This is a genomic window from Rhodococcus sp. GQ147, from assembly GCF_059759155.1.
In genome coordinates, this window is the sequence record NZ_JCAXDU010000014.1 from 88,344 (window position 1) to 115,136 (window position 26,793).

At 69.6% G+C, this 26,793-nt stretch carries 26 protein-coding genes; 7 read left to right on the plus strand and 19 right to left on the minus strand.

Going from position 1 to position 26,793, the window contains the following annotated elements; genetic code table 11:
- Positions 1–271: 271 nt before the first annotated feature.
- Both rpsO and AC6CID_RS16740 read right to left on the minus strand, forming a co-directional pair.
- Complete coding sequence (gene rpsO, locus AC6CID_RS16735) at positions 272–541, minus strand: 30S ribosomal protein S15 (RefSeq protein ID WP_006551263.1); 270 nt, start codon at positions 539–541, stop codon at positions 272–274.
- A 630-nt stretch (positions 542–1,171) separates the two neighbouring features.
- Entirely contained in the window at positions 1,172–2,140 is a 969-nt protein-coding gene (locus AC6CID_RS16740) for a bifunctional riboflavin kinase/FAD synthetase (RefSeq protein ID WP_498354215.1), read from the minus strand.
- A 158-nt stretch (positions 2,141–2,298) separates the two neighbouring features.
- Between AC6CID_RS16740 and AC6CID_RS16745 the strand changes: the two genes are divergently transcribed.
- From AC6CID_RS16745 to AC6CID_RS16760, 4 genes are read left to right on the plus strand one after another with little or no spacing between them, the layout of a single operon-like run.
- Positions 2,299–3,186, plus strand: coding sequence for a metal ABC transporter substrate-binding protein (locus tag AC6CID_RS16745; protein WP_498354216.1), 888 nt, complete (start codon positions 2,299–2,301; stop codon positions 3,184–3,186).
- The gene (locus tag AC6CID_RS16750; protein ID WP_220665891.1) at positions 3,183–3,980 is read left to right on the plus strand and encodes a metal ABC transporter ATP-binding protein; all 798 of its coding nucleotides are present in this window, start codon (positions 3,183–3,185) and stop codon (positions 3,978–3,980) included. The genes AC6CID_RS16745 and AC6CID_RS16750 overlap by 4 nt, the downstream gene beginning before the upstream one ends.
- Complete coding sequence (locus tag AC6CID_RS16755) at positions 3,977–4,870, plus strand: metal ABC transporter permease (RefSeq protein ID WP_006551267.1); 894 nt, start codon at positions 3,977–3,979, stop codon at positions 4,868–4,870. Before AC6CID_RS16750 ends, AC6CID_RS16755 begins: the two co-directional genes overlap by 4 nt.
- Before the next feature lie 20 nt (positions 4,871–4,890).
- Complete coding sequence (locus tag AC6CID_RS16760) at positions 4,891–5,583, plus strand: metal-dependent transcriptional regulator (protein WP_006551268.1); 693 nt, start codon at positions 4,891–4,893, stop codon at positions 5,581–5,583.
- Between the two features lie 31 nt (positions 5,584–5,614).
- On the opposite strand, the gene truB is transcribed toward AC6CID_RS16760, so the two are convergent.
- The 11 genes from truB to rimP all read right to left on the minus strand — a co-directional run bounded on the left by truB (position 5,615) and on the right by rimP (position 16,677).
- Entirely contained in the window at positions 5,615–6,538 is a 924-nt protein-coding gene (gene truB, locus AC6CID_RS16765) for a tRNA pseudouridine(55) synthase TruB (RefSeq protein ID WP_019289147.1), read from the minus strand.
- Entirely contained in the window at positions 6,538–7,200 is a 663-nt protein-coding gene (gene npt / locus AC6CID_RS16770) for a 4'-phosphopantetheinyl transferase Npt (RefSeq protein ID WP_033096709.1), read from the minus strand. Before npt ends, truB begins: the two co-directional genes overlap by 1 nt.
- Before the next feature lie 41 nt (positions 7,201–7,241).
- Positions 7,242–8,180: a metallophosphoesterase family protein gene (locus tag AC6CID_RS16775; protein WP_006551271.1), complete on the minus strand. Its 939-nt coding sequence runs from the start codon at positions 8,178–8,180 to the stop codon at positions 7,242–7,244.
- 3 nt (positions 8,181–8,183) lie between these two features.
- Positions 8,184–9,500: an MATE family efflux transporter gene (locus AC6CID_RS16780; protein WP_498354226.1), complete on the minus strand. Its 1,317-nt coding sequence runs from the start codon at positions 9,498–9,500 to the stop codon at positions 8,184–8,186.
- Between the two features lie 152 nt (positions 9,501–9,652).
- Positions 9,653–10,660, minus strand: coding sequence for a DHH family phosphoesterase (locus AC6CID_RS16785; RefSeq protein WP_052227384.1), 1,008 nt, complete (start codon positions 10,658–10,660; stop codon positions 9,653–9,655).
- A gap of 28 nt (positions 10,661–10,688) precedes the next feature.
- Positions 10,689–11,147, minus strand: coding sequence for a 30S ribosome-binding factor RbfA (gene rbfA / locus AC6CID_RS16790; protein ID WP_006551274.1), 459 nt, complete (start codon positions 11,145–11,147; stop codon positions 10,689–10,691).
- Positions 11,148–11,200: 53 nt separating this feature from the next.
- Positions 11,201–11,491 (minus strand): DUF503 domain-containing protein, encoded by a 291-nt coding sequence (locus tag AC6CID_RS16795; protein WP_006551275.1) that lies wholly within the window; start codon positions 11,489–11,491, stop codon positions 11,201–11,203.
- 124 nt (positions 11,492–11,615) lie between these two features.
- On the minus strand, positions 11,616–14,495 hold the full coding sequence (infB, locus tag AC6CID_RS16800) for a translation initiation factor IF-2 (protein WP_024100657.1): 2,880 nt from the start codon (positions 14,493–14,495) through the stop codon (positions 11,616–11,618).
- A 204-nt stretch (positions 14,496–14,699) separates the two neighbouring features.
- A complete protein-coding gene (locus tag AC6CID_RS16805) occupies positions 14,700–15,008 on the minus strand; it encodes a YlxR family protein (RefSeq protein ID WP_072740508.1) in 309 nt (102 codons plus the stop codon).
- A 44-nt stretch (positions 15,009–15,052) separates the two neighbouring features.
- Complete coding sequence (nusA, locus tag AC6CID_RS16810; protein ID WP_006554228.1) at positions 15,053–16,081, minus strand: transcription termination factor NusA; 1,029 nt, start codon at positions 16,079–16,081, stop codon at positions 15,053–15,055.
- Positions 16,078–16,677 (minus strand): ribosome maturation factor RimP, encoded by a 600-nt coding sequence (gene rimP, locus AC6CID_RS16815; protein ID WP_019289143.1) that lies wholly within the window; start codon positions 16,675–16,677, stop codon positions 16,078–16,080. Before rimP ends, nusA begins: the two co-directional genes overlap by 4 nt.
- 150 nt (positions 16,678–16,827) lie before the next feature.
- Here rimP and AC6CID_RS16820 point away from each other — a divergent pair, with 150 nt between their 5' ends.
- Positions 16,828–17,325: a hypothetical protein gene (locus tag AC6CID_RS16820; protein ID WP_006554230.1), complete on the plus strand. Its 498-nt coding sequence runs from the start codon at positions 16,828–16,830 to the stop codon at positions 17,323–17,325.
- Positions 17,322–17,765, plus strand: coding sequence for a ferritin-like domain-containing protein (locus tag AC6CID_RS16825; RefSeq protein ID WP_006554231.1), 444 nt, complete (start codon positions 17,322–17,324; stop codon positions 17,763–17,765). Before AC6CID_RS16820 ends, AC6CID_RS16825 begins: the two co-directional genes overlap by 4 nt.
- A gap of 38 nt (positions 17,766–17,803) precedes the next feature.
- Here the strand turns inward: AC6CID_RS16825 and AC6CID_RS16830 are convergent, their stop codons facing one another.
- Entirely contained in the window at positions 17,804–18,463 is a 660-nt protein-coding gene (locus tag AC6CID_RS16830) for an O-methyltransferase (RefSeq protein WP_033096518.1), read from the minus strand.
- Positions 18,464–18,582: 119 nt separating this feature from the next.
- Positions 18,583–20,316: a proline--tRNA ligase gene (locus AC6CID_RS16835; protein ID WP_498354217.1), complete on the minus strand. Its 1,734-nt coding sequence runs from the start codon at positions 20,314–20,316 to the stop codon at positions 18,583–18,585.
- A 53-nt stretch (positions 20,317–20,369) separates the two neighbouring features.
- Here AC6CID_RS16835 and yaaA point away from each other — a divergent pair, with 53 nt between their 5' ends.
- Complete coding sequence (yaaA, locus tag AC6CID_RS16840) at positions 20,370–21,113, plus strand: peroxide stress protein YaaA (protein ID WP_019289140.1); 744 nt, start codon at positions 20,370–20,372, stop codon at positions 21,111–21,113.
- Here the strand turns inward: yaaA and AC6CID_RS16845 are convergent.
- The 4 genes from AC6CID_RS16845 to mqo all read right to left on the minus strand — a co-directional run bounded on the left by AC6CID_RS16845 (position 21,106) and on the right by mqo (position 26,647).
- The gene (locus AC6CID_RS16845) at positions 21,106–22,188 is read right to left on the minus strand and encodes an FUSC family protein (RefSeq protein ID WP_498354218.1); all 1,083 of its coding nucleotides are present in this window, start codon (positions 22,186–22,188) and stop codon (positions 21,106–21,108) included. The two genes, yaaA and AC6CID_RS16845, sit on opposite strands and share 8 nt — an antisense overlap.
- Before the next feature lie 92 nt (positions 22,189–22,280).
- The gene (locus AC6CID_RS16850; RefSeq protein ID WP_498354227.1) at positions 22,281–23,702 is read right to left on the minus strand and encodes an MFS transporter; all 1,422 of its coding nucleotides are present in this window, start codon (positions 23,700–23,702) and stop codon (positions 22,281–22,283) included.
- A 59-nt stretch (positions 23,703–23,761) separates the two neighbouring features.
- Entirely contained in the window at positions 23,762–25,024 is a 1,263-nt protein-coding gene (gene cobA / locus AC6CID_RS16855; protein ID WP_006554239.1) for a uroporphyrinogen-III C-methyltransferase, read from the minus strand.
- Positions 25,025–25,120: 96 nt separating this feature from the next.
- A complete protein-coding gene (gene mqo, locus AC6CID_RS16860; protein ID WP_024100652.1) occupies positions 25,121–26,647 on the minus strand; it encodes a malate dehydrogenase (quinone) in 1,527 nt (508 codons plus the stop codon).
- Positions 26,648–26,793 lie beyond the last annotated feature (146 nt).

A 26,793-nucleotide genomic window follows, 5' to 3' on the forward strand; every position in this document is an offset into this window, starting at 1 on the left:
ACCCCCGTGGCCACGGCTGCGCACCGACTCACGGAGGCGGTCGTCGATCGAAACCCTCCGGCGGATTCGGGATACGACACCCGACGGGACCGGAAGGTCACTACCGAGGACCGACACCGTCGGTGCATACGGATCATCACCATTGGAGGCGATGGAAGTCGCCGGCCGAACCGGCACAAACACCGACAGCCAACGAGGCCCAGTGTAGTGGGTACCCCGTCGGCTGCCGGAAAAGATCAGCGAATGCAGATCAGGTCGTGTCCTGTCCGCGTCAGCGACGCAGACCCAGACGCTGGATGAGCGAGCGGTAACGCTCGACGTCGACCTTCTCGACGTACTTCAGCAGGCGGCGACGACGACCGACCAGCAGCAGCAGGCCGCGGCGGGAGTGGTGGTCGTGCTTGTGCTGCTTGAGGTGCTCGGTGAGGTCCACGATGCGCTTGGTGAGCAGTGCCACCTGCGCCTCGGGGGAGCCGGTGTCGGTCTCGTGGAGGCCGTACTCGCCGAGGATCTGCTTCTTCTGTTCGGTGGTCAGAGCCACTGGGTCACTCCTGTACAACTGACGTCCGCGTGACGGTAGACGGACCGGAGTCCGCCCGGTACGGCCACCGCGAACCGCAGCGCGCACCGACGGTCCAGCCTATCAGAGCCGACTTCTGCCGCCGAACCACGATCGGGTTCAGCGCCGGCCGGCACCCGCGCGGCCCACCGCGGCCGACACCTCGGCGAAAACCTGGTCGAGCAACTCGACGTACCGGTCGATGTCGCGGTCGGGACGGAGGTCGTCCCGCGCCGGGGCCAGGACGGTGACCGCCGAGCGCCACGGGCACCGCCGCGTACTCCGAGGGCAGATCCTCCCCGCGCTCGCGGTAGTAGCGCTCCATCGCGAGCGACACCGTCGTCGACGGCGAGGTCGGCCTTCACCCAGTAGGGATAGTCCAGTGAGCCCGGCGCGTCGGCGATCCGACGTGCCAGAGCACTGACCAGGTGCATGCGGGAGGCGAAGAACGACAGAATCGACTCGCGGTCCGGGGTGCGCCCCCGGTCCTCGGAGAAGACGGCGGACAAGACGTTTTTTCGTACCGAACTCGCAGTTTCGTTCGTTCGGACGACACCGGACGGTCGACGGACACCCACGTCATTCGAGAGTCGGTGTCACTCGGAGTCGGTGTCACTGGGGAGTCTTCGTGAGAACATCTCGCGCCCGTTCGGCGTCGCGGTGCATCGCGGAGATCAACGCTTCCACGGAATCGAACTTCTCCATGCCCCGCAGCCGCTCGACGAAGTCGACCGCCACGTGCTGGCCGTAGAGATCGGCCTTCTCGTCGAGGACGAACGCCTCCACCGTGCGCTTGCGTCCGGAGAAGGTCGGATTGGTGCCCACCGACACGGCTGCGAGGTAGCGCTTACCAGCTGTGAGTCCCTCGACGGGAGAACCGGAGTCGAGCACCGTGAACCAGGCCGCGTACACGCCGTCGGCGGGGATCGCCGCGTAGATCGGCGGTGCGACGTTGGCGGTCGGGAATCCGAGTCCTCGACCGCGACCGTCGCCGTGCACGACCACGCCTTCGACCCGGTGCGGGCGACCGAGTGCGTCCGCGGCCGCAACGACGTCCCCGGCGTCGACGCACGAACGAATGTAGGTCGACGAGAACGTCACGGCGTGCTCGGCGACCAGCGTGAGCCCCTGCACCGCGAACCCGAAACGCTCACCGATCGAGCGCAGCATGTCGACGGTGCCGGCCGCCTTCTTTCCGAAGGTGAAGTTCTCCCCCACGACCACCTCGGCCACGTGCAGTCGCTCGACGAGGATCTCGTGGGCGTACCGCTCCGGCGAGAGCTTCATGAATTCCGGGGTGAACGGCATGACGCAGAAAACGTCGATACCGAGTTCCTCGGCGAGCTCGGCGCGTCGCGCGAGGGTGGTCAGCTGCGCCGGGTGGCTGCCCGGGCGGACCACTTCCATGGGGTGGGGATCGAAGGTCATGAGCACGGCGGCCACACCGCGTGCCCGCGCGGCCTCGACGGCACGCGCTATGAGCTGCTGATGGCCGCGGTGTACGCCGTCGAACACGCCGATCGTGAGTACACACCGACCCCAGTCCGCAGGAATTTCGTCCAGACCTCGCCATCTCTGCACATCGGCAGCCTACGGCCCGTGAGCGGGTCGGGCACGCCCGGATGGCTCCCGGAGCGCCCCACATGACGGTGACGGCTCGGCGAATGCATAATTTCGGTGTGCCGAACTTTTCGTCGAGAGCCCACAGAACACGGTCCGTATCCTTCCGTGCCGGTCGCATGATCGCCGCCTTCGCGGCCACGGCCTGCGCCGCCGCCCTCGCGGCATGTTCGACCACCGGTTCCGCCGACGATCGGCCCCTGGTCCTGACCACCTTCACCGTCCTCGCCGACATGGCGCGCAACGTCGGCGGCGACCACGTGCGGGTCGAGTCCATCACCAAGCCCGGCGCCGAGGTCCACGGCTACGAGCCCACGCCGGGCGACCTGCGGTTCGCGACCGAGGCCGACCTCGTCCTCGACAACGGACTCGGTCTCGAGCGGTGGTTCGAACAGTTCGTCGCCGATGTCGACGCCGAGCACGTGGTCGTGAGCGAGGGTGTGGACCCACTGCCGATCGGTGGGGGCGCGACGACGGGTCCCTACAACCCCCACGCCTGGATGTCCCCGCTCGCCGCCCGCGTCTACGTCGACAACATCGCCGCGGCACTGGCCGACCTCGCCCCCGAGCACGCGGACGACTTCGCGGCCCGCGCCGAGGCGTACAAGGCCGAACTCGACGGTCTCCACACCGAACTCGTCACCGCCCTCGACAGCGTGCCCGCCGACCGGCGCGCACTCGTCACCTGTGAGGGCGCGTTCAGCTATCTCGCGCGCGACGCCGGGCTGCAGGAGGCCTATCTGTGGCCGGTGAACTCCGACCAGCAGGGCACCCCGCAGCAGATCGCCCGGACCGTCGATTTCGTGCGCACCAACGAGGTTCCGGCGGTGTTCTGCGAATCGACCGTCTCGGACAAGGCGCAACGGCAGGTCGCGGCCGATACCGGAACGGAATTCGGCGGAATCCTCTACGTCGATTCGCTCTCCGAGGCGGACGGTCCCGTCCCCACCTACCTCGATCTGCTCCGACACGACATCGACGTCATCACGACGGGACTGAGGCCATGACTTCGACACTCGACACACCGGCACTGTTCGTCGACGACGTGACGGTGCGCTACGACACCGTCCTGGCCCTGCAGAACGTCACCCTGAAACTCGCACCCGGCCGCGTCTGCGGACTCGTGGGAACCAACGGCTCGGGTAAGTCGACGCTGTTCAAGACGATCATGGGTCTCGTGCGACCCACCTCGGGTCGCGTCACCATCGGCGGGACGACCACCGCCGTGGCGCGTCGCCGCACGCAGGTCGCCTACGTGCCGCAGTCCGAGGCCGTCGACTGGAACTTCCCGATCGGCGTGCGCGACGTCGTCATGACGGCCCGCTACGGCCACCAGGGCTTCCTGCGCCGCCCGCGCCCCGCCGACCACGAGGCCGTCGACGCCGCGCTCGAACGCGTGGGCATGACCGCGTTGTCCGGCCGGCAGATCGGGCAGCTTTCGGGCGGCCAGCGCAAGCGTGTCTTCGTGGCACGGGCGATCGCGCAGGGCTCGCCGCTGCTGCTGCTCGACGAGCCGTTCGCGGGGGTCGACACCACCACCGAGCACGCGCTGACCGGCGTCATCCGCGAACTGGCGGCGAGCGGCCACGCGATCCTCGTCGCCACCCACGATCTTGCAGGTCTGGCGCAACTGTGCGACGAGGCGGTACTGCTGCAGCGGCGCGTGCTCGTGCACGGCTCCCCCGAGGAGGTCCTCCTCCCGGAGAACCTCGCCCGCGCCTTCGGCGCTCCCCCACCTGCGAACGGTGGACGAGCCGAGGACGTCGCACGGGAGACATACGCACAGGAGGCCGGACGATGATCGACGTGCTGATCGAACCCCTGCAGTACGGCTTCATGCAGCGCGCGCTGCTCGTCGCGGTCGCCGCGACGATCGTGTGCGCGCTGCTCAGCTGCTGGCTCGTGCTCATCGGCTGGTCGCTGATGGGCGACGCGGTCTCGCACGCCGTGCTGCCCGGTGTCGTCCTCGCCTATCTGGTGGGGGTGCCGTTCGCGCTCGGAGCCCTCGTCTTCGCCGGCATCGCCGTCGCGTTGATCTGGCTCGTCCGCGGCACGAGCCGCGTCAAGGAGGACGCCACCATCGGCATCGTCTTCACGACACTGTTCGCCCTGGGCGTGGTGCTGATCTCGAAGAACCCGAGCCAGATCGACCTGCACCACGTGCTGTTCGGAAACCTGCTCGGGCTCGCGACGGGCGACGTCTGGCAGGTGTCGATCCTGGCGGCCGTCGTGCTGGCCGTCCTCGTCGCGAAGCGCCGCGATCTGACGCTGTTCGCCTTCGACCGCGTCCAGGCGCACACCCTCGGCCTGTCCCCCGCCGCGCTGTCGGCGTTGCTGTTGTCGCTGCTCGCGGTGACGATCGTCAGCGCGCTCCAGGCGGTCGGCGTGATCCTCGTCGTCGCGATGCTCATCATCCCCGGCGCGACCGCCTATCTGCTCACCGACCGGATGGCCCGGATGCTGGTGATCGCACCGGTACTCGCAGTGATCGCCTCGGTGGTCGGTGTGTACACGAGCTACTACACCGACGCCGCGACCGGCGGCGTGGTGGTGCTCGCCCAGGCCGTGGTCTTCACCCTCGCGTACCTGTTCGCTCCGCGTCAGGGTGTCGTCACCCGGCTCGTGATGCGTCGCCGCGCGCCGGAGGGCGAAAGGACCAGCGAGCCGACGGAGAGCGTGATTCCCGGGTGACGGTTACCTAAGCTGGACGCGTGCCTGAGAGTAACGAGACCACCGCGACCGAGCTGCTGTCCTCGGTCGCACAGGACTATCTCAAGATCATGTGGACGGTCCAGGAGTGGTCCGGGGAGAAGATCTCCACCAAGCTGCTCGCCGAGAAGCTGGGCGTGTCGGCGTCCACGGTGTCCGAAGCGGTACGCCGCCTCGCGGACCAGGGACTCGTCGACCACGAGCGCTACGGCGCGATCTCCCTCACCGACGAGGGCCGGCAGGCCGCCGTGGCGATGGTCCGGCGCCACCGCCTCATCGAGACCTTCCTGGTCCGCGAGCTCGGCTACGGGTGGGACGAAGTGCACGACGAGGCCGAGATCCTCGAGCACGCCGTCTCCGAACGGATGGTCGCAGCGATCGACACCAAACTCGGTCATCCCGAACGCGACCCGCACGGCGACCCGATCCCGGCGCCCGACGGCACGATCCCGTCACCACCCGCCCGCGCCCTGAGCGAGTTCAACGACGGCGACCACGGCCGCGTGGCCCGCATCTCCGACTCCGACCCCGCGATGCTGCGCTACTTCGACGAGGTCGGGATCGCCCTCGACACCGACATCACCGTGCTCGAACGTCGCGACTTCGCCGGAACCATCTCGGTCCGGTTGGGCCGGACCGAGGGCCGCACGATCGATCTCGGTCACCCGGCGGCGGAAGCGATCTGGCTCGTCTGAGCCGGCTGCGATCCGGCCCGTCCGAGCCCGCTCACATGTTGGAGGGGCGCACCACGAACACCGCCGCAGCCCGCTTGCCCTTCTCCTGCAGCAGCGCTGCAGCCCGACCCTGCGCATCCACGGCGCCGTAGACGCCGTGGATCCCGACGGGCTCTAGCCAGCGCCCGTTCGCGAGCAGCCCCACCTCCTCGTCGCTGATGGTGCGGCACTCGAAGGCCGTGCGCACGGCCGCGTCGATGTCGAGGCTCGGCGTCGGGTCGTCGGCGAGCTGTTCGAGCGTGCGGGCATGTTCGAGGCCGAACGGGCCGACCTTCGTGCGACGCAGCGCCGTGAGATGACCGCCCACTCCGAGGGCCGCGCCGAGATCGCGTGCGAGCGCCCGAATGTAGGTGCCGGACGAGCAGTCCACGTCGACGTCGACGTCCACGAAGCCGCTCCCGGGCACATCGCGGCGGGCGAGGACGTCGAACCGCGAGACCGTGACCGGCCGGGCCTTCAACTCGACCGCCTCCCCCTCGCGCATGCGGGCGTAGGCGCGCTTGCCGTCGATCTTGATGGCGCTGACGCTGGCGGGCACCTGCTGGATGTCGCCTGTCAGCGCGGCCACGCCCTCGCCGATCTGCTCGTCGGTCACGTGCGTCGCATCGGTGGTCGCGACGGTCTCGCCTTCCGCGTCGTCCGTGACGGTGCTCTGCCCGAGACGGATCGTCGCGGTGTACGACTTGGTCGTCAGTGCGAGCAGCCCGAGCAGCTTGGTGGCGCGCTCGACGCCGAGGACGAGCACGCCCGTCGCCATGGGGTCGAGAGTGCCCGCGTGCCCGACCTTGCGGGTGCCGAGCAGTCGGCGGCAGCGCGCCACCACGTCGTGGCTTGTCATGCCGGCCGGCTTGTCGACGACGAGCAGGCCTGCGCGGGCGAGTGCCGGATGTTCCTGCGGGGGTGCGGCGTCGTTCATCAGCGCACCGTGATCGCGGTGAGGACGAGACCGTCGGCGATGAGCCACCGTCCGTCGAAGCCCGTCAGCGGCTGCCCGTCGAGGGTGTCGCCGGGGACGAGCAGTCGCGAGTGGAAGGTGCCGGTGACCACGTCCGAGGTGGTGTCGCGCTCGAAGGTGATGTGGGCGTCCTCGAAGCCCAGCCACCTCTTCGTCAGCGGGAACCACGCCTTGTAGGTGGCCTCCTTGGCGCAGAACAGCAGACGGTCCCAGTGCAGGTCGTCGCCGGCCGAGGCGAGCCACTCGCGTTCGGGTTCGAGGCTCACCGCGGGCAGCACCCCGTCGGGGAGCACGTCGTGCGGTTCGGCGTCGATGCCGAGCGATCGGATCTGCAGCGAATAGCCCAGCACGGCACCGCGATAGCCGTCGCAGTGGGTGAGGCTGCCGACGACGCCGCGAGGCCAGACGGGATCGCCCATCTCTCCGCGCAGTACCGGCGCGGGGTCGACGCCGAGGGTGCGCATGGCCTGGCGGGCGCAATGACGGGCACCGGCGAACTCGCGGCGCCGCTTCTCCACGGCCCGCGCCACGAGCGGCTCCTCCTGGGGATGCGGCCGCAGTCCCGGTGGGTCCTCGAACAACTCGGCTGCAGCGACGCCGTCCGGCACGATGCGCCCGATCAGCGCGCCGCGCGTGTCCGTCTTCTGCCCGGTGTCCGGTTCGGTCACCGCAACTCCTTCTCTCGTTGAGCCCGCATCTTCTCGGCCTCGGCTTCCATCTCGGGGGTCACGGTGAAATGACCGCCCCACTTGTTCAGGCTGCCCGGCGGATACTCCGGGACGGGGAGGATCTGCCGCAGGGGCTGCTCCGGCATGCCGCGTCGCTGCCATTCGCGCGGGTAGCCGACCGAGACCTCCTCGAAGCGCACCCCGTCGTAGTAGGTGGTCCGCGGGATATGCAGGTGGCCGTACACGCTGCACAGCGCCCGGTAGCGCAGGTGCCAGTCGGCCGTCTCGGTGGTACCGCACCACAGGGCGAACTCGGGGTAGAACAGCATCCGCGTGGGTTCGCGCACCAGCGGGAAGTGGTTGATCAGCACGGTGGGCAGGGCGGGGTCGAGCGCGTCGAGACGGGCGCGGGTCTGATCCACGCGTACCCGGCACCAGGTGTCGCGCGTGATATACGGATCCGGCTTCAGCAGGAACTCGTCGGTCGCGACGACGTTGCGTTCGCGCGCCAGCGCGAGCCCGTCCGCCTTCGTCGTGGTGCCCTCCGGCAGGAACGAGTAGTCGTAGAGCAGGAACATCGGCACGAGCACCACCGGCCCGTCCTCGCCCTCCCAGATCGGATACGGATCCTCAGGGGTGAGCACGTCGAGTTCGCGGCACATAGTGACGAGATAGTCGTAGCGCGCGACCCCGAACATCTGCACCGGGTCCTTGGCGGTCGTCCACAGTTCGTGGTTGCCGGGCACCCAGATCACCTTCGCGAACCGGCTGCGGAGCAGCGACAGCGCCCACCGGATGTCGTCGGTCTTCTCCGACACGTCGCCCGCGACGATCAACCAGTCGTCGGGCGACTCCGGATACAGGTCCTCGGTGACCGGCCGGTTGCCCCGATGGCCCACATGGATGTCGCTGATCGCCCACAGCTTCGCTGCCACGCACTAACCTCCCGACTCGTCCTGGATGCACACCTGCCGGTCCGCGCCCGTCACCGCCCATCGTCCCGAGAGCGTGCGCCACACGACGGCGATCATCCGGAACACGATGAACACCGTAAGCCCCGTCCAGATACCCGCCAGACCCCAGTCGTACGCGAGCGACAACCAGATCAACGGCAGGAAGCCGAACAGCGCCGAGGCCAGCGTCGCGGTGCGCAGGAAGGCGGCGTCCCCCGCACCGAGGAGAACACCGTCGAGTGCGAAGACGATTCCCGCGAACGGCATGATCGCGACGAAGAACCACCACGCGACGCCGATCTGGTCGAGCACCTCGGTATCGGTGGTGAACAGATCAGGAATCACATCCTTCCCCGCCACGAAGACCGCCGCGAGGACGACGGCGAAGACCACCGACCACGCCGACAACCGCCACGCCAGGCGAGTCGCGCCCCGGCGGTCGGCCGCACCGAGCGCGGCGCCGACGAGGGCCTGCGCGGCGATCGCCAGCGAGTCCAGGGTGAGGGTCACGAAGGTCCACAGTTGCAGCACGACCTGATGACCGGCCACCGCGGCCGCACCGAAGCGCGACGCCACCGCCGCCGCGGACAGGAAGCAGGCCTGGAATGCGAGGCTGCGCGCGATCAGGTCACGTCCGAGCCGCAACTGTGCCCCGATCACGGCGGGTCGCGGTCGCAGCGGAACCCCGGACCGCAGCAGCGCCACGACGAACAGGACGGCCGTCACGGACTGCCCGATCACGTTGGCGATGGCGGAACCGACGAGTTCCCACCGGGGAGCGCCCAGCAGTCCGTGGACCAGTACTGGGCACAGCACCGCCGACAGGGCGAGGCCGGCGATGACGAATCGCAGCGGCCGCATCGTGTCCTGGACGCCGCGCATCCAACCGTTCCCGGCCAGGCCGACGAGGATCGGGGGAGCCCCGAACAGCGCGACGCGCAGCCACGAGACGGCGGCGTCGGCGATCTCGGCATCGCCGGCGAGCAGCCGCGCGACGGGGCCGGCCAGCGCCTGGCCGACGAGCAGGATCGCAAGTCCGACGATCATCGCGAGCCAGGTCGCCTGCACGCCCTCGCCGACAGCGTCGTCGTGCCGGTCCGCACCGTGGAAACGCGCCGCGCGCGCGGTGGTGCCGTACGACAGGAAGGTGAGCTGGGTGCTCACCTGCGCGAGGATCAACCCGCCGATCGCGAGACCGGCCAGGGGCAGCGCCCCCAGCCGGCCGACGACGGCGATGTCGAACAGCAGGTAGAGCGGTTCGGCCGCGAGCACCCCGAGGGCGGGAAGGACGAGCCCGAGGATCCGCCGTCCGGTGACGTCGGAAGCGTGTGAGCCGCCGGGCGTCTCAGAGGCGCGTAAGCCGCCGGGCGTCTCAGAGGCGCGTAAGCCGCCGGGCGTCTCAGAGGCGCGTGAGCCGCCGGGCGTCTCAGAGGCGGGCGACCCGCCGGACGCAGTCAACCGAGCACGCCGCGTAGGGCGGCGACGATCCGATCGGTGTCGCCGTGGGCGGTGTATCCCGCCGCCAGGCGGTGTCCTCCGCCGCCGAGTGCGGTGGCGACGGCGGACACGTCCACCGAGGTCTTCGCGCGCAGCGAGACGGTCCACTCCTCGGGAGCGACCTCCTTGAACACCGCGGCGACCTCGGCCTCGGCGGTGGTGCGCACGATGTCGATGACGCTCTCGACCTCCTCCGGACCGAGATGCGCGGAGTCGGCGCGCCGGACGAAGGCGTAGACCAGTCCCCTGCCCTGAGCAGCGTCGCGTTCGAGTGTGGCGGTGGCCAGCACCGACGACAGCATCGGCAACCACCCGAAGGGATGGGTGTCGAGCAGGGCCCGCGTGATCGACGTGCCGTCGATACCGGTGGCGAGCAGGCGCTCGGCAAGTCCGTGGGCCTGCGGGCGACCCCAGCGGAACGATCCGGTGTCGGTCACCAGTCCCGCGTACAGGCAGTGCGCGAGTGCGGCGTCGATCTCGACACCCCACACGTCGAAGAGGTCGGCGAGCACCATCGCGGTGGCCTCGGACTCCGGGTCGACGAGGTTGTGGGTGCCGAACCGCGTGTTGGACAGGTGGTGGTCGATCACCAGGACGTTCGGGGCGGTCTTCAGACGGTCGCGCAGGACACCGAGACGGCCCGCGGTACCGCAGTCGACGGTCACCACGAGATCGGCCTCACGGCGTACCTCCGCGACCGGCGTGACCAGGTGTGCGCCCGGCAGCGACCGCATCGAGTCCGGCATGTTCGCGGGCGAACCGAACGCGACCTGCACGGTGACACCGCGTCGCTCGAGCGCCAGCCCGAGGGCCAGCCCGCTGCCGAGGGTGTCGGCGTCGGGGTTGATGTGGCACAGCACCGTCACGGTGGCCGCCGCGTCGAGCAGTGCGGCGGCACCGTGCAGGTCGACGGATCCTGCCGGGCCGGACGGGACGCCGGCATCGTCCCGGTGCGACGGGACCACCGGAGGAGTCGGGTCGGGCACCGGTGCGTTATTCGTCGTCGTCACCGGCGTCGCGCTCACGGGATTCCTTGTAGGGATCGGCATCGCCGGCCGGAACGGCGCCCTCACGGGCGCGTGCGACCTCGTCGTCGGCCGCGCGAGCGCGCGCGAGGAGTTCCTCCATGTGCCGTGCCGTGTCGGGCACGGTGTCGGTGACGAACGTCAGCGTCGGGGTGAACCGCACACCGGTGCCGGCGCCGACCTTCGAGCGGAGCACGCCCTTGGCCTTCTCGAGGCCGGCAGCAGCGGCCTCGTGATCGGGTTCGGTGTTCAGATCCGCGCCCCGGACCGTGTAGTAGACGGTGGCGTCGTGCAGATCCGCGGTGACCTTCGCGTCGGTGATCGTCACGAACTCGAGGCGCGGATCCTTGATCTCGAGGTCGATGGCGGTGGCCACGATGGTGGCAATGCGCTTCGCGAGTCGGCGAGCCCGTGCTGGATCGGCCATGTCGTTCGTTCCCTTCTGTAGCCGCCGGCAGGCGGCCTGTCGTGCGGCCGGGATCAGTCCTCGGGCCCGTACAGCCTGCGTCTGACCGACAGCAGGTCGAGTTCGGGCCGCTGGGCGACCAGCCGCTCACACTTGTCCAGTATCTCTCCGACGTGCGCGAGGTCGGGGGCGACGACCGCCACACCCACCTGCGCCCGGCGGTACAGATCGTGTTCCCCGGTTTCGGCGGCGGACACCCCGAGCCGGCGCAGTTCTGCGACCACCGGACGGATCGCCGATCTCTTCTGCTTGAGCGAATGCACGTCGCCGAGCAGCAGGTCGAGTTCGAGCGCTCCCAGATACATTCGCTTCTCTCCTCGAGGACACTCCGGTCGGCCGTCCGGTCGGCTCCGTGCCGGCCGGGTCGGGCGTCCCGACACACCCGTGGCGGCGAACGACGAATCGTTCACCGCCACGGGTGCGGGTGGATCAGTCGCGCGGCTTCTCGCGCAACTCGTACGCCTCGATCACGTCGCCGACCTTGATGTCGGAGTAGGTGATCGTCAAACCGCACTCGAAGCCCTCGCGGACCTCGGTGACGTCGTCCTTCTCGCGGCGCAGCGACGAGATGGTGACCGTCTCGGCCACGACGTTGCTGTCGCGGATGAGGCGGGCCTTCGCGTTGCGCTTGACGATGCCGGACTGCACGAGGCAACCCGCGATGTTGCCGACCTTCGACGACTTGAAGATCGCGCGGATCTCGGCGCGGCCGAGCTCGACCTCCTCGTAGATCGGCTTGAGCATGCCCTTGAGGGCCTTCTCCACCTCGTCGATCGCCTGGTAGATGACCGAGTAGTAGCGGATGTCGACACCCTCGCGGTTCGCGAGCTCGGTGGCCTTGCCCTCGGCGCGGACGTTGAAGCCGATGATCACGGCGTTCGACGCGGCAGCGAGGTTGACGTTGGTCTCGGTGACGCCACCGACACCGCGGTCGATGACCCGCAGGCGCACCTCGTCGTCGATCTCGATACCCATGAGCGCCTCTTCGAGGGCCTCGACGGTACCCGAGTTGTCGCCCTTGAGGATGAGGTTGAGCTCGTTGTGCTCCTTGAGAGCGGCATCGAGATCCTCGAGGCTGATGCGCTTACGGCTACGTGCTGCGAGCGCGTTGCGCTTGCGGGCATTACGCCGGTCGGCGATCTGACGCGCGATGCGGTCCTCTTCGACGACGACGAGGTTGTCCCCGGCGCCGGGCACCGACGTGAAGCCGACGACCTGGACCGGACGCGAAGGCAGTGCCTCGAGCACGTCCTCGCCGTGCTCGTCGACCATGCGGCGCACGCGGCCGTAGGCGTCGCCGGCGACGATCGAGTCGCCGACCCGCAGAGTGCCGCGCTGGATGAGCACCGTGGCCACCGGACCGCGACCGCGGTCGAGGTGCGCCTCGATGGCGACGCCCTGCGCCTCCATGTCCGGGTTGGCCCGCAGATCGAGCGCTGCGTCGGCGGTGAGCAGCACCGCTTCGAGCAGCTGGTCGATGTTGAGGTTCTGCTTCGCGGAGATGTCGACGAACATGGTGTCGCCGCCGTACTCCTCCGCCACCAGCCCGTACTCGGTGAGCTGCTGACGGATCTTCTGAGGGTTCGCACCCTCCTTGTCGATCTTGTTCACCGCGACCACGATCGGGACATCGGCGGCCTGTGCGTGGTTGATCGCCTCCACCGTCTGCGGCATGACGCCGTCGTCGGCTGCGACCACGAGGATCGCGATGTCCGTCGCCTTCGCGCCGCGGGCACGCATCGCGGTGAACGCCTCGTGACCCGGGGTGTCGATGAAGGTGATCAGGCGATCTTCACCGTTGAGGTGGGTCATCACCTGGTAGGCACCGATGTGCTGGGTGATGCCACCGGCCTCACCCTCGCCGACGTTCTCCTTCCGGATCGTGTCGAGCAGGCGGGTCTTGCCGTGGTCGACGTGACCCATGACGGTGACCACCGGCGGACGCTGCTGGAGGTCTTCCTCGCCGCCCTCGTCCTCGCCGTACTGGATGTCGAACGACTCGAGCAGCTCGCGGTCCTCATCCTCGGGCGAGACGACCTGCACGACGTAGTTCATCTCCGAGCCGAGCAGCTCGAGGATGTCGTCGTTCACCGACTGAGTGGCCGTGACCATCTCACCGAGGTTGAACAGCGCCTGCACCAGGGCCGACGGGTTCGCGTCGATCTTCTCGGCGAAGTCGGACAGCGATGCGCCGCGAGCGAGACGGATGGTCTCGCCGTTGCCACGCGGCAACCGCACGCCGCCGACCGACGGCGCCTGCATCGAATCGTATTCCTGCCGCTTCTGCCGCTTCGACTTACGACCACGACGCGGAGCGCCACCGGGACGACCGAACGCGCCGGCTGCACCGCCGCGACCGCGTCCACCGCCACCGCCACCGGGGCGACCGCGGAAACCACCGGGAGCACCTGCACCTGCAGGTGCGCCGCCACCGGCACCGCCACCGCGGTAGCCGCCGCCACCACCACCGGGACGTCCACCGGGAGCTCCGCCCGGACGACCCGGACGACCGGATGCGGCCGGACGCGCAGCACGCTGCGGCATCGCACCCGGGTTGGGACGCGGGGGCATCGAACCCGGGGACGGACGGGGACCGCCCTGTCCGGGCGCGGGGCGGGGACCGCCCTGTCCGGGAGCCGGACGCGGACCGGCCTGGCCGGGTCCGGGACGCGGGCCACCGGGGCCTGCTGCGGGACGTCCCTGTCCGGGCGTGGGGCGGGGGCCGCCCTGTCCGGGGGTAGGACGCGGTCCGCCCGGGCCGGGGCGCGGGGCACCCGGACGCGGAGCGGGACGCTCGGCCGGAGCCGAGGAGTACGGGTTGTTACCGACGCGCGGGGTCTTCGGACCCGGACGCGGACCGGCCGGCTTGGGGCCGGGCTTGGCCGCGGGAGCCTGCGGCGTCGCGCTGGGAGCCTGAGCAGCCGGGGACTGCGGTGCCGCCTGGGCAGCGGGGGCCTGCGGCGCGGGAGCCGCGGGCTCCTCCGGTGCCGGAGCGGGCTTGGGAGCAGCCGGCTTCGGTGCGCCGGGCTTCGGACGCGCGGTCTCGGCCGCGGGGGCCGGGCTCGCAGGGGTGGGCCGGGGACCCGGCCGGGGGGCACCGGGCTTCGGTGCGGGGTTGGGTGCAGCCTTCGCGGCTGCATCGCCTTCGGTCTTACCGAACGATTCGCGCAGTCGACGCGCGACCGGCGGTTCGACGGTCGACGACGCGGACTTGACGAACTCGCCCTGTTCCTTCAGGCGTGCGAGTAGTTCCTTGCTGGTGACACCGAGTTCTTTCGCCAACTCGTGCACGCGGGCCTTGCCTGCCACTGCTCTCCTCACTGATGAGGTCGAGCGGCCGACTGCCCGCACGACCTCGGGTTATCTCCGATGGACGTTCATCGCTGGTGCTTCACGGTGTGCTCATGAGTGTTCGTGCCTGTTCTTCTCAGAGTGCGATGTCACTGTTGGTGTTCCTCGTCGTCGTTCCCACGATCGTCGTACCCGGCCGAGGCCGACTCGATGCGTCCGTGATCACTGTGCCGTGGACCCGACCAGCTGATCCAGCGCTGTGGTGTCCGGATACCCGGTCACGCGCAGTGCCCTGCCGAATGCTCGACGCCGAACCGCCAGGCCCAGACATTCCGGGTTAGGATGCAACCAAGCACCTCGCCCGGGAAGCCTGCGTCGGGGATCGGGAATCACGGCGAAACCTGACGGTTCCTCCTCGCGCGCCACCACCCGGAGCAGTTCGGCAGCCAGCGTTCGCTGCCGACATCCGACACAGGTCCGCACCGTAGTGGCGCGTTCCCCGCCGGTCGAGGACAGGTCATGCTGAACCATCGACCACTGTACCGCTGATTTGCCCGGAATCCCGCATCCCACTCCTACGCGCCTGTCGAGCCGCCGCGCGAATCGTCGTTCCCGGCCGGTGCCGCGTCGCTGCGGATGTCGATCCGCCAGCCGGTCAGCCGGGCCGCGAGCCGGGCGTTCTGCCCTTCCTTGCCGATCGCGAGGGACAACTGGAAGTCGGGAACGACCACCCGGGCGGCGCGCGCGTCGGGGTCGACGACCGTGACCGACACCACCTTCGACGGCGACAGTGCGTTGCCCACGAACTTCGCGGGGTCCTCGTCGTAGTCGATGATGTCGATCTTCTCCTCGCCGAGTTCGCGCATCACGTTGCGCACCCGCTGCCCCATCGGGCCGATGCACGCACCCTTGGCGTTGAGGCCGGGGACGGTCGAGTGCACGGCGATCTTCGAGCGGTGCCCGGCCTCGCGGGCGACGGCGACGATCTCCACCGACTCGTCGGCGATCTCCGGGACCTCGAGGGCGAACAACTTGCGCACCAGATTGGGATGCGTCCGCGACAGGGTGATCTGCGGGCCGCGCTGTCCGCGGGAGACGCCCACGACGTAGCACTTGATGCGGTCGCCGTGCTCGTAGGACTCCCCCGGCACCTGCTCGGCCGGCGGGATCAGTCCCTCGGCGTTGTTCGTCTCGCCGCCGATCTTCACGACGACCATGCCGCGGGCGTTGGCACGCGAGTCGCGCTGCACGACGCCGCTGACGATCTCACCCTCGTGGGTCGCGAACTCACCGAAGCGCTGTTCGTGCTCGGCGTCGCGGATGCGCTGCATGATGACCTGACGCGCGGTGGTCGCCGCGATCCGGCCGAAGTCCTCGGGAGTGTCGTCCCACTCGGCGATCAGGTTGCCGTCGGCGTCGCGCTCCTCGGCGAGGACCTGGATGGCGCCGGTCTTCGTGTCGACCACGACCCGCGCGTGCGGCTGGTGTCCGTCGACGTGCCTGTACGCCGTGAGCAGGGCCGTCTCGAGCGTCGCGATCAGCTCGTCGAACGGGATGTTCTTCTCCGCCTCGAGCATGCGCAGGGCGGCGATCTCGATATTCACTTGTCCACCTTCGTTTCGTTCGTCTCGTCGTGGTCGTCGCTGCCCGTGTCGTCCTCGGGCCCTTCGGCCAGCTCCCCGGCCGCGACCCGGCCGTCCGGAACCCCGCCCGCGAGCTCGAGTTCCCTCGGTGGCGGCGGGGAGAACTCCACCTCCACCACCGCTCTGCGCACCGCCGAGAGCGGGACCGAACGCACGACCGGCCCGGACCGATCGGGCAGGACGAGCCTGATCTCGTCGCCGACGAGCTCGCCGATGCGTGCGACGAGGGTCTCGTCGGCCAGTTCCACCTTCGTCTTGCGACCCTGAGCGCGCCGCCAGTGGCGGGGCTCGGTCAGGGGCCGGCCGATCCCGGGGCTGGTGACCTCCAGGACGTAGGGCGACTCGCCGAAGTCCGAGACTCCGTCGAATGCCTCGGAGACGATCCTGCTCAGGCGGGCCGCCTCGTCGAGACCGAGACCTGCGTCGCTGTCGACGAGGAGGCGCACCGTACTGTGCTTTCCGGCGGCCGTGACCACCACGTCCTCGAGGTCGTATCCCTCTCTGGCGAGCAGATCGGAGACGAGCTCGACGATCCTCTCCGGGGGCGGCACAGGCATGGCGGGCGGGCTCCTCGTTCAGTTGTGGTCGCAGCGGACAGCGGGCCGGAACGGATGCGTACCGGCAGACATCAAGCCTAACCCGCGTCTCCTGCTGCTGTGACCAGGGCGGCGTCCTTCGTCGGACGACGCGACTGGCAGGATGGTCCGGTGCCGATGCCACTCGACCGTCCCACCGTCTCCCGACGAACCCTCCTGCGATGGTCGTCGGTCGCCGTCGGTGGATTCGGAATCACGACGATCACCGCGTGCGGCGCCTCCGACGAGGATGCCGCCGAACCGGATCCGCTGGCGGGTCAGGCGACCCGCGCCCGCACCGACGCCGCGATCGCGACCGCGCTGGTCGCGCGGGCGCCGGAGCTGTCCGCGCCGCTCACCACGATCGCGGCCGAGCGGACCTCCCACGCCGACGCGCTCGAGGCCGAGATCGCCCGGATGGAGGGCGCCACCACGAGTTTCACTCCCCCGTCGACCACCGTGACCACTCCCACCGGTGAGCTGCCGACCGTCGAGGCGCTCCGTGAGCGGTTGAACCGGTCGCAGCGCGAAGCCGCCGACCTCGCACGCACGCTCTCGGGTTACCGCGCGGGTCTGCTCGCCTCGATCAGCGCGTCCTGCGCCGTGCAGACGGCGGTGATGTTGCCGTGAGCTCACCCGAACTCGGTTCCGAACAGCAGGCCCTCGTCGACGCCCTCGAGGCCGAACACGCGGCGGTCTTCGGATACGGTGTGGTCGCGGCCTTCGCGGATCCCGCCCGCGCGAACGCCGTGGCGGAGGACACCGCAGCGCACCGCGCACGCCGTGATGCAACGATCGAGGCGTTGCGCGCCGCGAGCGTCGAGCCGCCGGTCGCGGCACCCGGTTACACCGTGCCGTTCCCGGTGATCGACGCCGCGTCCGCCGCGCAGCTCGCCGAACAGATAGAGAGCGACACCGCGGTCGCGTGGCGGTCCGTCGTCGAACGGGCACGCAGCGAGGCCACCCGGGCCACGGCCGTGGACGCACTCACCGAGGCGGCCCTGCGGGCGGCGCGGTGGCGGCAGAGCCGCGGAGTCGTGCCGTCGGTGGCCTTCCCCGGTCAACCCTGATCCGGTCGGCCTCGATCCGGTCGACTCCGAAGCACGGGTCACCCGGTCACGACCGCCAGCGCGAAGCCGTCCCAGCCCTTCGATCCGACGGTCTGCAACGCCGTCGCGTCGAGGCGTGGTTCGCGGGCGAGCAGTTCGAGCACGTCCCGCGACGCGCGGACCCGTTCGTCGTCGCTGCCCTGATCGACGATGGCCCCTGCCCGCACCACGTTGTCGACGACGATGACGGTGCCGGGTCGCGACAGCCCGAGCGCCGCGCGCACGTAGTTGCTGTTGTTCTCCTTGTCGGCGTCGATGAACACCAGGTCGAAGGGATCCTCGTCGACCAGGCCCGGCAGCGAGTCCAGGGCGGGGCCGACTCGGATGTCCACACGGTCACCGACGCCGGCGCGGTCGAGATTGGCGCGGGCCACCTCGGCGTGCTTGCGCTCGTATTCGAGGGTGACCACCCGGCCGGACTCCCCGACGGCCCGGGCGAGCCAGATGGTCGAGTATCCGCCGAGGGTGCCGATCTCCAGGACCCGGCGGGCACCCCGGATCCGTGCGAGCAGGTGCAGGAACTTGCCCTGCGGCGCGGACACGTCGATGGGCGGCAGTTCCGCTGCGGCGTTCGCCTCGAGCGCTGAGCTCAGCGCAGGATCGTCGCCGATCAGCACGTCGGTGAGGTAGTTGTCGGTCGCACTCCAGTTGTCGGCCATGTACCTCATTGTGGTTCGGCGCGCAGCGCACCACGGCGACTTCTGCCACATACGCCGGTGCCCCCGCGACGGCAGGTCGCAGGGACACCGGGTTCCGCCTGTATCGGCGAATAAGAGCGTCAGCGGTTGACGATGCGCTGGACGACCTCACCGATCGGCAGTTCGTCGGCCTCGCCGGAGAAACGGTCGCGGACCTCGACCTTGCCGTCGGCGAAGCCGCGGCCGACCACGACGACGAGCGGCATGCCGAGCAGCTCCGAGTCCTTGAACTTCACGCCGGGCGACGCCTTGCGGTCGTCGAGGAGCACCTCGAGGCCGGCGTTCGAAAGTTCCTCGGCGAGGTTCTCGGCGCCTTCGCGGGCCTGCTCGTCCTTGTTGGCGATGACCAGGTGCACATCGAACGGTGCGATCTCCGACGGCCAGCGCAGGCCCTTCTCGTCGTGCTGCTGTTCGGCGACCACCGCGACGAGGCGTGACACGCCGACGCCGTAGGAGCCCATCGTGGGGCGGACGGGCTTGCCGTTCTCGCCGAGGACGTCCACCGCGAAAGCATCGGTGTACTTGCGGCCGAGCTGGAAGACGTGGCCGATCTCGATGCCGCGGGCGGAGAGGAGCGGGCCGGCTCCGTCAGGCGACGGATCGCCGTCGCGCACCTCGGCGGCCTCGATCGTGCCGTCCGGGGTGAAGTCGCGACCTGCGACCAGCCCGAAGACGTGCTTGCCCTGCTCGTCGGCGCCGGTGATCCAGCTGGTGCCGTCGACCACGCGGGGGTCGACGAGGTAGCGGACACCGTTGGCGAGCAGCGCCTTCGGGCCGATGTAGCCCTTGACGAGGAAGGGATTGGCCTCGAAGTCGGCGTCGGTGAGCAACTCGACCTCGGCGGGTTCGAGCGAGGCCTCGAGGCGCTTGTCGTCGACCTCGCGGTCGCCGGGGATGCCGATGCCGAGCAGCTCCCACCCGCCACCGGGCTGCCGGACCTTGACCATGACGTTCTTGAGCGTCTCGGCCGCGGTGACCTCCCGGCCGAGGACCTCCGACGCCGCGGCGACGAGCGAGGCGATCGTCGGGGTGTCGGGGGTATCGCGCACGACCGCCTCGGGCTGTCCGTCGATCGGCAGCGGTTCCGGCGCGAGCGTCTTCACCGCTTCGACGTTCGCCGCGTAACCGGATTCGAGGCACCGCACGTAGGTGTCCTCACCCGCAGGCGAGTCGGCCAGGAACTCCTCGGAGGCGCTGCCACCCATCGCACCGGAGGTGGCCGAGACGATCACGTACTTCACGCCGAGACGCGCGAAGATGCGCTCGTAGGCGTCGCGGTGAGCCTTGTACGAGTCGGCCAGGCCCTCGTCGGTGAGGTCGAAGCTGTAGGAGTCCTTCATGACGAACTCGCGACCGCGGAGGATGCCGGCGCGGGGGCGCTCCTCGTCGCGGTACTTCGTCTGGATCTGGTAGAGCGTGACCGGGAAGTCCTTGTAGGAGTTGTACTCGCCCTTGACGGTGAGCGCGAAGAGCTCCTCGTGGGTGGGTCCGAGGAGGTAGTCGCCGCCCTTGCGGTCCTTCAGCCGGAACAGGCTGTCGCCGTACTCCGTCCACCGGTTGGTGGCCTCGTAGGGTTCGCGCGGCAGCAGCGCGGGCAGAGCGATCTCCTGCGCTCCGATGGAGTTCATCTCCTCGCGCACCACCCGCTCGATCTGCCGCAGCACCCGCAGCCCCAGAGGCAGCCACGAGTACACACCTGGCGCGATTCGTCGCACGTATCCGGCTCGGACCAGCAGCTTGTGGCTCGCGACCTCGGCGTCGGCCGGGTCGTCTCGGAGGGTGCGGAGGAACAGGTGCGACATGCGGGTGATCACGACCGTGCAGCCTACCGTGGCCACCTTCCGCGACGTCGGTACGGTTACCGGTTGTGCTGGTGCTTCTCCCCCCTTCCGAAACCAAGTCCGACGGCGGCGACGGCGGACCGCTCGATCTCGCCGACCTGTCGATGCCGCAGTTGACGGAGACGCGGGAGATGCTCGTGCAGGCCCTCGTCGACCTCTCCGCCGACCCCGAGGAGTCGAGCCGCGCACTCGGGCTGGGTACGAAGGGCGCCGACGAGATCGAACGCAACGCGAAGTTGTGGGTCTCCCCCACCCGCCCGGCGCTGGAGCGGTACACCGGCGTGCTGTACGACGCGCTCGACGCGGGAGCCTTCACGAAGGCGCAGCGCGACAAGGCCTATCGACGCCTGGGCATCGGGTCGGCGCTGTTCGGCGCGGTCCGGGCTGCGGATCCGATCCCCGCCTACCGTCTCTCCGGAGGGTCGAAACTGCCCGGCTTCGGCACCGTGAAGTCCGTGTGGCGGAACGAGCTCACCGACGCGCTGGTGGCCGAAGCCGGCGGCGACCTCGTGGTCGATCTCCGCTCCGGGGTCTACCAGCAGCTCGGTCCCGTGCTGGGTGCGGTGACCGCAACCGTGCTCACCGAGCAGCCCGACGGCACCCGCAAGGTCGTCAGCCACTTCAACAAGCACCACAAGGGCCTGCTGGCCCGCGCGCTGGTCCTCACCCGCGCGGAGCCGAGCGATATCGGAGCGCTCGCCCGCGTCGCGACGAAGGCGGGACTGAGGGTCGAGGTGGAGTCGCCGACCGAGCTGGTCGTGCTCACCTGACCTCGAGTCCCATCGCCGCGACGATCCGGCGAGCCGTGTGCAGGACGGCGCCGAGTCGCGCGGTCAGGACCAGGTCGTCCGATTCGGTGGCGAACCGTTCGAGGTCTGTGAGATTGCTGCAGCACGTCCCGTCGGGGTCGACCTCCCGGCCCGCCCCCACGGCATCGACCATCTCGGCGAGGGCGTCGAGCATCGCTGCGATCCCCGTCCGCAGGCGGCGACGGTCGGCTTCGGCGACGTCGTCGCCGAGTACGGGGTCCAGAGCGTGCGCGAGTTCCTCGACAGCGCTGGACACCGACGAGAGGTCGTCGAGGGTCCGGTCCCAGCGACGTGCCCATTCCCCGACCCGTGCAGCGGCGGGGCGTGGGTTCATCCGGGCACTCTCGTGCGCCCACCGTGATTCCTCGAAGGCACGCTGCACGAGGCTGTCGATGCCCCGCGCGCGCTGCACCCAGTCCCGCACCCCCGACGATCCCTCACGGCATCCGGACGCCATGTCCCGCAGCAGGTCGCGCAGCTCACCGGTGAGTTCGCGGGCCTCCTTGCCCGCCGAGTACACCGGCGGGAAGACCAGCGCCGTCACGGCCACGCCGATCGCCGCGCCGATCGCCGTCTCCGCGAGTCGTTCACCGAGCAGGATCGGGCTGTCCGAGGCGCCCGTCGCGATCACCAGCAGCGCGGTGATCGCCACCCAGATGCCACTGGCCCCGAACCGTCGCCAGCGACCCGCGAAGTAGCCGATCGCCACGGCGATGCCGATCGCAGCGGTCGTCGACTCCACGAGCCGCGTCACCACGACCGCGACCAGCAGACCCGCAACCACCGCCCCGACCTGCACCACCGCCTGCTGGAGCGAGCGCACGAGTGTCGCCTCGACGAGGAAGACCGCGACGTAGGGCGCGAGGAAGGCCTGCTGGAAGTGGAAGACCTCGGTCACGACGAGCCACGCGACGACCGCGGCGAGCGTGGACCGGAACGCCTGGAGGGCAACGTACCGCTCGTGTCCGGCCTCGCGCACCGCGCGGACCATCCACGATCCGACGAATCTGCCCCGTTCGAGAACACCGACCTGCATGAGTGTCGGGTACCCGGGGGTCGTGCGTGGCAGGCGTGAGCAAACTCATCCGCCGCAGCGGTCGCTCGTCCGCCACGGTGACGGTCCGACGGTCAGGAGGTCTGCGCGGCCTTCTCGGCCTCCTGCGCCTGCGCGACCTCTTCGGGAGTGAAGCGGATGAACAGCGCGGCGACACCGGCGATCACCGCGCAGACCGCGCAGCCGACGAGCGCGAACATGTATCCCTCGCCCTGGGCGACGAGCTGGGCGTCGGTCATGTCGGCGACGGCTCCGGAGACACCACCGAGCGACATCGTCCGCGAGGTGGCCATCGCACCGATCACCCCGAGGCCGACCGGACCTCCGAGAGTCTGGGCGACCTGCGCGATCGCCGAGAGCGGTCCGATCTCGTGCGGTCCCACCCCGGATATCGCGCACAGCGGCAGCGGGACCACGGCCAGGCCGACCCCGAAGCCGACAACGAGCACCAGCACGAACAGGGTCGGGAAGTAGCGGACGCTGCCGTCCATGGTCGAGCCGTAGAGCAGGCTGACAGTCATGATCGCCGAGCCGGTGACCACGAGCCAGCGCGGTTCGATCCGCGCGACCAGCTTCGACGACACCGCGGCGGCACCGCCGAGACCGAAGGCGAACGGCACGAAGGCCAGACCCGCGGCGAGCGGGCTGTAGCCGAGGACGTCCTGCACGAACAGGGCGACGAAGGCCGCGAGGCTGAACATCACGGCGCCCGCGAAGAAGATCGCCACGAAGGTCGCGACGCGGTCCTTGTTGCGGAACAGCACGAACGGCAGCAGCGGGTTCTCCGCCCGCCGCTCGACGAGCAGGAACACTCCGAGCAGCACGAAGCCGGCGACGATCGCGCCGATGACCGAGGGGCTCGACCAACCGACTTCGGGACCCTCCGTGAGACCGAAGACCAGGCCGGTGCATCCGAGTGTCGCGAGGATCGCGCCCGGCACGTCGAGCGCGAGGCGTTCGGAGGCGGTCTCACGCAGCGCGATCGCGGCGAGCACGACGATGAGGACGCCGATAGGGACGTTGATGAGGAAGATCCAGCGCCACGAAAGCTGGGTGAGCGCACCCCCGAGGATCAGTCCGGCGATGGACCCGACACCGGTCATGGCCGCGAAGACCGCGATGGCGCGGTTGCGTGCCGGACCTGCGGCGAAGGTCGTCGCGACGAGCGCGAGGGCGGTCGGGGACGCGACCGCGGCGCCGACGCCCTGCAGGGCGCGGGCGCCGATGAGCATCGCCTCGCCGGTCGCCAGACCGCACAGCAGGGACGCCAGGGTGAACAGGCCGACTCCGCCCATGAACGTGCGTTTGCGTCCGTAGCTGTCGCCGAGACGGCCGCCGAGGAGCATCAACCCGCCGAAGGCAAGGGCGTAGGAGGTGAGGACCCAGTTGCGACCCGCATCCGACAGTCCCAGATCACTCTGCAGCGGCGCGAGCGCGAGGTTCGCGACCGTTCCGTCGAGCACGACCATCAACTGGAGGCCGCTGAGGACCAGCATGGCCAGAGCCACCGCGCGGGTGGCCGACGGATGCGAAGTGGCTGACACGTGATCCAACGTTACCCACCGTCCGAGTCGGAGCCGGTCCGCGGATCGAGTCCGAATCCGGCCACCGGCCCGATCACGACGATCGCGGGCGGGCGCACGGCCTCGTCCCGGACACGCTGAGCGACGGTCGACAGATCGGCACGCACTACACGTTGGCTGCTCAGCGTGCCCTCCTGCACGACGACCACGGGGGTGTCGGTGGGACGTCCGCCGGCGATCAGGGCGTCGGCGAACTGCTCGATGCGTTCGACGGCCATGAGCAGGACCAGGGTGCCGCGCAGCTTGGCGAGCGCGTCCCAGTCGGTGAGCGAGTCGGGATGTCCGGGCGCGACGTGGCCGCTGGCCACGACGAATTCGTGGGTGACCCCACGGTGGGTGACGGGGATCCCGGCCGCGGACGGCACGGAGATCGCGCTGGTGATGCCGGGGACGACGGTCACCGGGATGCCGGCCGCGGTGCAGGCCTCGAGCTCCTCGTAACCGCGACCGAAGACGTACGGGTCGCCGCCCTTGAGTCGGACGACGAACTTGCCGGCCTTTGCGCGGTCGATGAGGGTCTCGTTGATGACCTGCTGGGCCATGGCCCGTCCGTACGGGAGCTTCGCCGCGTCGATCACCTCGACGTGCGAGTCGAGTTCCGCGAGCAGTTCCTGCGGGGCGAGATGGTCGGCGACGACCACGTCGGCGCGGGTGAGGAGGCGTCGACCGCGCACGGTGATCAGGTCGGGATCGCCCGGTCCTCCGCCCACGAGGGCGACGCCGACCGGCTTCGGCGCGGTCTCGGCGAACTCGGCGACGGCCGCTCCGGCGAGGGCGTCACGGATCGAGGTGCGCACGGCGGCGGACCGGCGGTGGTCGCCACCGGCGAGGACGCCGACGGTCAGACCCTCGTAGCGGGCCGTGGCGGGGGTGACGGCACTGCCGTGACGGGCGTTGTCCGCGCGGACGCAGAAGATCCTGTTGCGTTCGGCTTCGGCGACGACCGCTGCGTTGGTCTCGGGTTCGTCGGTGCAGGCCATCGCGTACCACGCGCCGTCGAGGTCGCCGTCGCGGTAGTCGCGCAGGTCGAGGGAGATGCGGCCCTTCGTCGCCATGCTCTCGACCACGGGGGTCGCGGCCCGGGCGACCACGTGGACGTCGGCACCGGACGCGACGAGCAGACCGAGACGCCGCTGCGCGACGCTGCCTCCTCCGACGATCACGACGCGGCGTCCACGGAGATCGAGTCCGACCAGGTAACTGGTCTCGTCCTCAGCGGCAGCGGACACGGGCATCTCCCCATCTCTCGTGTCGGGGCGAATCCGATCGGACCCACCTTCGGGACACCTGTGGCCCGGGCATCGCCCCGGGCCACAGGTGCAGTGATCGGATCAGACCGCGGCGGCCTCTGCGGGTGCCTCGGCCACGGTGTCGGAGACGACGTCGAGCTGCAGCGACTTCGTGCTGTGGTCCCATACCTGGCGGAACAGGTCGGGGTTGTCGGACAGCTTCAGACCGAGCGACGGGACCATTTCGCGGAGCTTGGACTGCCAGCCCGCCCACTGCTGCGGGAAGCAGCGCTCAAGGACGTCGAGCATGGCCGGAACGGCCGTCGAGGCACCCGGCGACGCACCGAGCAGACCGGCGATCGAACCGTCACCCGCGTTGACCACGGCGGTACCGAACTCGAGGACACCGCCCGCACCCTTGCGGCGGATGACCTGCACACGCTGGCCGGCGACGATGAGCTCCCAGTCCTCGAGGCGCGCCTCGGGCACGAACTCGGCGAGGGTGCCGATGCGGTCGGCGGGCGACTGCATGAGCTCACCGACGAGGTACTTGACCAGGCCGAGCTCGGTGACGCCGACGCCGAGCATCGACATCAGGTTGCCGGGCTTGACGGACTTGGGCAGGTCCATGATGCCGCCCTGTTTGAGGAACTTGGGCGACCAGCCGGCGTAGGGACCGAAGAGTAGACCCTGCTTGCCGCCGATGACGCGGGTGTCGAGGTGCGGCACCGACATCGGAGGGGCACCGACCGCGGCCTTGCCGTAGACCTTGGCGCTGTGCTGCGCGATGACCTCGGGATTGGTGCAGCGCAGGAAGGCACCGGAGACGGGGAAGCCACCGAAGCCCTTGATCTCCTTGATGCCCGACTTCTGCAGCAGGTGCAGCGCGCCGCCGCCGGCGCCGACGAAGACGAACTTCGCCTGGACCTTGCGCGACTCGCCGGTGCGGCGGTTGCGGACCTTCACGATCCAGCTGCCATCGGACTGCTTGGACACGTCGGTGACGTCGTGGCCGAAGAAGACGGTGCCGCCGGAGGCCGCGACGTGGTTGATGAGCTGCTTGGTGAGGGCACCGAAGTCGATGTCGGTGCCGGTCTGCGTCCAATTCAGGGCAACCGGGTCGGAGAAGTCGCGGCCCTTGCCCATGAGCGGCAGACGCTCGGTGAAGACCTCGGGGCTCTCGGTGTACTCCATGCCCTCGAAGAGGGGATGGCCGGCAAGGGCGTCGTAGCGGGCACGCAGGTACTTCACGTTCTCGGCGCCGTGTACGAAGCTGACGTGCGGAACCGGATTGATGAAGTTCTTGGGGTCGGACAGAATGCCGTTGTCGACGGCGTACGCCCAGAACTGGCGCGAGACCTGGAACTGCTCGTTGACGTTGACGGCCTTCGCGATGTCGACCGAACCGTCCGGCTTCTCAGGAGTGTAGTTGAGCTCACACAGCGCGGAGTGGCCCGTACCGGCGTTGTTCCAGGGGTCGCTGCTCTCGGCGGCCGCGGCGTCGAGGCGCTCGAACGCGGTGATCGACCAGTCGGGCTGCACCTGACGCAACAACGCACCGAGGGTTGCGCTCATGATGCCCGCGCCCACGAGCACTACATCGGTTTTCGCTACTACGTTCTCTGACACTGGGAAATCGACTTCCTTGTCTGGTTCGCACGCGCCGCCGAAGTACGGAGGTACCGTCTCGCGTGGGTGTCCCGTCAACGCGGCGCGCGAATGCGACCGACAGGTTACCCGCGCGTGGTCCGACGTTTCATTTCACCTCATTGTGT